This window comes from Streptomyces flavofungini, from assembly GCF_041028215.1.
In the GTDB taxonomy this organism is placed as follows: domain Bacteria; phylum Actinomycetota; class Actinomycetes; order Streptomycetales; family Streptomycetaceae; genus Streptomyces; species Streptomyces flavofungini_B.
In genome coordinates this window covers 1-5,689 of the sequence record NZ_JASKYR010000456.1, presented here as the reverse complement: position 1 = coordinate 5,689, position 5,689 = coordinate 1, and the positions used below count along the sequence as shown (strand labels likewise).

General features: G+C 71.1%; 6 protein-coding genes. 1 reads left to right on the top strand and 5 read right to left on the bottom strand.

Features of this window, described 5'->3' with window-relative positions; all coding sequences use genetic code 11:
• The first annotated feature begins 100 nt into the window (after positions 1 to 100).
• Positions 101 to 829, top strand: a complete 729-nt coding sequence (locus AB8Z36_RS26845; protein WP_369215954.1) for a lysophospholipid acyltransferase family protein — start codon at positions 101 to 103, stop codon at positions 827 to 829.
• 45 nt (positions 830 to 874) lie between these two features.
• Here AB8Z36_RS26845 and AB8Z36_RS26840 read toward each other — a convergent pair whose 3' ends face one another.
• From AB8Z36_RS26840 to AB8Z36_RS26820, 5 genes are all read right to left on the bottom strand, one after another.
• On the bottom strand, positions 875 to 1,480 hold the full coding sequence (locus tag AB8Z36_RS26840; protein WP_369215953.1) for a transglutaminase domain-containing protein: 606 nt from the start codon (positions 1,478 to 1,480) through the stop codon (positions 875 to 877).
• Positions 1,481 to 1,566: 86 nt separating this feature from the next.
• A complete protein-coding gene (locus AB8Z36_RS26835) occupies positions 1,567 to 2,637 on the bottom strand; it encodes a threonine aldolase family protein (protein ID WP_369215955.1) in 1,071 nt (356 codons plus the stop codon).
• A gap of 32 nt (positions 2,638 to 2,669) precedes the next feature.
• A complete protein-coding gene (locus tag AB8Z36_RS26830) occupies positions 2,670 to 3,410 on the bottom strand; it encodes an SDR family NAD(P)-dependent oxidoreductase (protein ID WP_369215952.1) in 741 nt (246 codons plus the stop codon).
• Between the two features lie 26 nt (positions 3,411 to 3,436).
• Positions 3,437 to 4,840: a DUF6421 family protein gene (locus tag AB8Z36_RS26825; RefSeq protein ID WP_369215951.1), complete on the bottom strand. Its 1,404-nt coding sequence runs from the start codon at positions 4,838 to 4,840 to the stop codon at positions 3,437 to 3,439.
• A 158-nt stretch (positions 4,841 to 4,998) separates the two neighbouring features.
• Positions 4,999 to 5,689, bottom strand: a 691-nt coding sequence (locus AB8Z36_RS26820) for an alpha/beta hydrolase (protein ID WP_369215950.1), incomplete at its 5' end; no start/stop codon positions are given.

Below are 5,689 nucleotides of genomic sequence, written 5' to 3'. Positions count from 1 at the left end.
TTCTTGGGGCACGATCTGCGCAACGCCGAAAAACCTACGGCTGCGTAACCTCCCGCCGGGAGCCCCCTCCCCAGGCAGAAACGAAGGGCCCTCCCCACCCATGGCAGAGCTTGTCTACCGTCCGGTCATCGGTGCCGCGAAAACGCTGTTCAAGGCATGGGACCTGCAGATCGACTGCAAGGGGTCGGAGAACATCCCGCGCTCAGGTGGCGCGGTTCTCGTCAGCAACCACATCAGCTACCTGGACTTCATCTTCGACGGCCTCGCCGCCCTGCCGCAGAAGCGCCTGGTGCGCTTCATGGCGAAGGAGTCGGTGTTCCGGCACCGGATCTCCGGGCCGCTGATGCGCGGGATGAAGCACATCCCGGTCGACCGCAAGCAGGGCGAGACGGCGTACGCGCACGCGCTCGCCTCGCTGCGGGCCGGTGAGATCATCGGCGTCTTCCCCGAGGCGACGATCTCGCAGTCCTTCACGCTGAAGTCCTTCAAGTCGGGCGCGGCGCGCATGGCCCAGGAGGCCGGTGTCCCGATCATCCCGATGGCCCTGTGGGGCACGCAGCGGCTGTGGACCAAGGGCCGGCCGCGCAACTTCAAGCGCAGCCACACCCCGATCACGATCCGGGTGGGCGAGCCCCTGGAAGCCCCCAAGGACCAGTACGCGGGCGCCATCACCCGGCGGCTGCGCGAGCGCTGCCAGGAGCTGCTCGAAGCCGCTCAGCGCGCCTATCCGGTGCGCCCCAAGGGCCCCGACGACACCTGGTGGATGCCGGCGCACCTCGGCGGCACCGCGCCGACCCCCGACGAGGTCAAGGCCCTCGAAGCTGGCTGAGCCCCCTTCCGGCCCGCGCGGGCGGCTGTCTGCGCGGGCGGCGGCCTAGGCGGGCGGCTGGAGCGCGTCGGGCAGGCTCTCCCACAGGCAGCGCCGGTCCGGGGCGTTCCGCAGGGCGCGCAGGACGCCCGGGTCCGGCACGGCGTGGAGCCCCGGCAGGTCCAGCTCACCGGCGTCGGTGTCCGGCACCCAGGCCAGCCGCTCCCCCTGGAGGGAGAAGTGCGCGTCGACGCCGGGCTTGTTGCCGCGGCAGTCCTGCCGGTGCCAGGTGCCGTGGAAGCGCACGGCGACCAGTCCGTGCAGACAGTGCCCGCTGCCCGCGTCGTGGGTGAGCCGCTGGTAGCAGAGCGCCGTCGGGATGTCCTCGGCACGCAGCAGCGCGGCCAGGGCGTGCGCCTTGGCGTGACAGATGCCGGTGCGCTGTTCGAGGACGTCCGAGGCGCGCCAGGTCACCCGCGGGTCGCCGCTGTCCGCCGAGTGCGGGATCGTGTCCCGCACATGGACGTAGGCGGCGCGGGCGTAGGCGTAGGAGTCGGCGGCCTCCTTCGCGAGGCGTGCGGCGGTCTCACGTACGACGTGATGATGGTGGTCGATGACCTCGTCGGCGGCCAGGTACGCGGACAGGTCGGGATCTAGCTGAGTGAGCTGCATGGCACGCGAGCATAGAAATACGGCCGACCTCAGTCAATGACTTTACGGTCGACCGTATATCTATGCAGAGAGCGGGGCGGGGGCGCTCAGCGCGCCATCTCCTCCTTGAGCGCCGCGAGGAAGCCGTCGACGTCCTCCTCGCTCGTGTCGAACGCGCACATCCAGCGGACGTCGCCCGCCGCCTCGTCCCAGAAGTAGAAGCGGTACCGCTTCTGCAGCCGCTCGCTCACGTCGTGCGGCAGCCGGGCGAAGACGGCGTTGGCCTGCACGGGGTAGAGGATCTCCACGCCGTGCACCGAGCGGACGCCCTCGGCGAGGCGCCGCGCCATGTCGTTGGCGTGCCGGGCGTTGCGCAGCCACAGGTCCTTGGCCAGCAGCGCCTCCAGCTGGACGGAGACGAAGCGCATCTTCGAGGCGAGCTGCATCGACATCTTGCGCAGGTGCTTCATGTGGCGCACCGCGTCCTGGTTGATGACGACGACGGCCTCACCGAACAGGGCGCCGTTCTTCGTGCCGCCGAGGGAGAGGATGTCGACGCCGACCGCGTTGGTGAACGTCCGCATGGGGACGTCGAGGGAGGCGGCGGCGTTGGCTATCCGCGAGCCGTCGAGGTGCACCCTCATGCCGAGCTGGTGCGCGTGGTCGCAGATGTCGCGGATCTCGTCGGGCGTGTACACCGTGCCCAGCTCGGTGTTCTGCGCGATCGAGACGACCTGCGGCATCGCACGGTGCTCGTCGTCCCAGCCGAACGCCTGCCGGTCGATCAGCTCGGGCGTGAGCTTGCCGTCCGGCGTCGGCACGGTGAGCAGCTTGAGCCCGGCCATGCGCTCGGGGGCGCCGCCCTCGTCCACGTTGATGTGGGCGGACTCGGCGCAGATCACCGCGCCCCAGCGGTCGGCGACCGCCTGGAGCGCGACGACATTGGCCCCCGTGCCGTTGAACACCGGGAACGCCTCGGCGGTGGGGCCGAAGTGGCCCCGGATCACCTGCTGGAGGTGGGCCGTGTAGTCGTCCTCGCCGTACGCGATCTGGTGGCCGCCGTTGGCCAGTGCCAGGGCGGCCATGACCTCGGGGTGCGCGCCCGCGTAGTTGTCGCTGGCGAAACCCCTGACGCCGGTGTCGTGATGGCGCCGGGCGTCGGTCCTCGGAGGGTTCACGGCTTCCCTGGCGGCGGTTCGGTCGCGTTCGGTCACGGCTTCTCTGTCAGCCACAGACGGTTTCCGTTCACTTCACCGGCGGGCTTGTCCCAGACGCCGGCGATGGCATCGGCCAGCTCCTTGACGTCCGTGAAGCCCGCGAACTTCGCGTTGGGCCGCTCCGCGCGCATCGCGTCGTGCACCAGCGCCTTGACCACCAGGATCGCAGCCGCCGCACGCGGCCCCTGCTCGCCCCCCGACTTGCGGAAGGCGTCGCCGAGGGCGAGCGTCCAGGCCTCGGCCGCCGCCTTGGCTGCCGCGTACGCCGCGTTGCCCGCGGTCGGCCTGGAGGCACCGGCCGCGCTGATGAGCAGATAGCGCCCGCGGTCGCTGCGCCGCAGTCCCTCCTCGAAGGCGAGGGTGGTGTGCTGGACGGTGCGGATCAGGAGCTTCTCCAGGAAGTCCCAGTCGGCCAGGTCGGTCTCGGTGAAGCTCTTGCTGCCGCGCCAGCCGCCGACGAGGTGGACCAGGCCGTCGATCCGCCCGAACTCCTTCTCCGTGCGCGTCGCCCACTCCCGGGCCGCGTTCAGGTCGAGGAGGTCGACCGTGTCGCCGATGACGGTGGCGCCGCCGTGCGCGTACCGCGCGGCGTCCACGGCTTCGGCGAGGCGGACGGGATCGGCGTCGGAGGCGACGACCGTGGCCCCCGCCTCGGCCAGCCTCAGCAGGGTGGCCCGCCCGGCGGGTCCGGCGGCACCGGCCACCGCGACCACGGCTCCATCGAGTGCGGACATCTTCCTCGCCTCCTTCTGGCGGCCGCTCACGCGGCGACCTGCTCGGCGTCCGAGGAAGCAGTGATCCCCTTGGTGGAGGCGATCACGTGCTTCAGCTTCTTGGAGAGCGCCTCATAGAACATGCTGAGCGGAAACTCGTCGGGAAGCACCTCGTCGACCAGTTTGCGCGGCGGCAGCGAGGTGTCCAGGGCGTCGGGGCCCTTGGCCCAGCGCGATCCGGGGTGCGGGGCGAGGTAGGCGGAGACCAAGTCGTAGGCCGCGAACCAGTGGACCAGCTTCGGGCGGTCGATGCCCGCGCGGTACAGGTCCTCGATCTCGCCGCAGAGCTGGTTGGTGATCTGCGGCGCGCGCTCCCAGTCGATACGGAGCTGGTTGTCGGTCCAGCGGACGACGTCGTGCTTGTGGAGGTACGCGAAGAGGAGCTGGCCGCCGAGCCCGTCGTAGTTCCGTACGCGCTCGCCGGTGACCGGGAAGCGGAACATGCGGTCGAAGAGGACCGCGTACTGCACGTCGCGGCCCTGCGGGACGCCGTCGGCCTCCAGCTTCACGGCCTCCTTGAAGGCGGTGAGGTCGCAGCGCAGCTCCTCCAGGCCGTACATCCAGAACGGCTGGCGCTGCTTGATCATGAACGGGTCGAAGGGCAGGTCGCCGTGGCTGTGGGTGCGGTCGTGGACCATGTCCCACAGGACGAACGCCTGCTGGCAGCGGTCCTGGTCGCCGACCATCGCGCGGATGTCCGCGGGCAGTTCGAGGCCGAGCAGGTCCACGGCCGCCTCGGTGACGCGGCGGAAGCGGGCCGCCTCGCGGTCGCAGAAGATGCCGCCCCAGGAGAAGCGCTCGGGCGCCTCACGGACCGCGATGGTCTCGGGGAAGAGGACGGCCGAGTTGGTGTCGTACCCGGCGGTGAAGTCCTCGAAGGTGATGCCGCAGAACAGCGGGTTGTCGTAGCGCGTGCGCTCAAGATCGGCCAGCCAGTCGGGCCAGACCATGCGCAGCACGACGGCCTCGATGTTGCGGTCGGGGTTGCCGTTCTGCGTGTACATCGGGAAGACCACGAGGTGCTGGAGGCCGTCCTCGCGGTGCGCCGCGGGCTGGAAGGCCAGCAGCGAGTCGAGGAAGTCGGGCACCTCGAAGCCGCCGTCGGCCCAGCGGCGCAGATCGGTCACGAGGGCCCGGTGGTACGCCGCGTCGTGCGGGAGCAGTGGCGCAAGCTCCTCGACGGCGGAGACCACGCGGTCCACCGCGAGCTCGGCGACGGACCTGGCCGGGGCGCCCGCCGCGGCGAAGTCGATGGAGCCGTCCTGGGACTGCCAGGGCCTGATCTCTTCGACGGCACCCTTGAGCACCGGCCACGCCGGGTGGTCCACCACCCGCACCTCAGCGGAAGGAACCGCACCCTCCGTACCCGCCTGCACAAGAATTTCCGTCATGACCCACCTTCCACGGGAGAACCTCGCGTATGGACACCGTATGCGTGCGCGGTTCTCCGCGACAAGGGGGGTCTCCGGAAACTATCCTGTGCGACCCCCCGCTCCACCGCTGTTTTTCCTGTCTCGTCCGGTTGCGGCGATCGCTTCTGCCACTCCGGTCAGGGCGTCGTCCGCCTCCGGAAGCAGGCCGGGGAAGCCGAGGAACCCGTGGAACATCCGTGGATGGTGCCGGTGGACCACCGGAACGCCCGCGCCCCCAGCCGCCTCGCGTATGCCACGCCCTCATCACGCAGGGGGTCGCAGCCCGCAGTGACGACGTACGCGGCCGGGAGCCCGCGCGGGTCCGGGGTGCGCAGCGGCGACGCCCGGGGATCGCCGGGGTCCCCGCCGTCCCCGAGGTACTGCCGCCAGAACCAGCGCAGGTGCACGGCCGTCAGGTAGTACCCCGAGGCGTTCTCCCGGTAGGAGGCGGTGTCCTGCGCGGCGTCGAGGAGCGGATAGAGCAGCACGTGCAGCGCGACGGCGGGCCCGCGCCGGTCGCGCGCGAGCACGGCGACGGCGGCGGCGAGACCACCGCCGCTGCTGTCCCCCGCCGTGACGAGGGGCCCGTCACTGTGGTCCGCGGCCCACAGCAGCGCCGCGTAGGCGTCGTCGACGGCGGCGGGGAACGGGTGCTCGGGGGCGAGCCGGTACCCGACGGACACGACCACGGCGCCCGCCCGCGCGCAGAGGCCGCGGGCGGTGGCGTCGTGGCTGTCGAGCCCGCAGAGGGTGTATCCGCCGCCGTGGAGGAAGAGGACGGTGGGGCGGCGGTGTGCGGGTTGTGGCCCCTGGGGCCGGGCCGGTAGA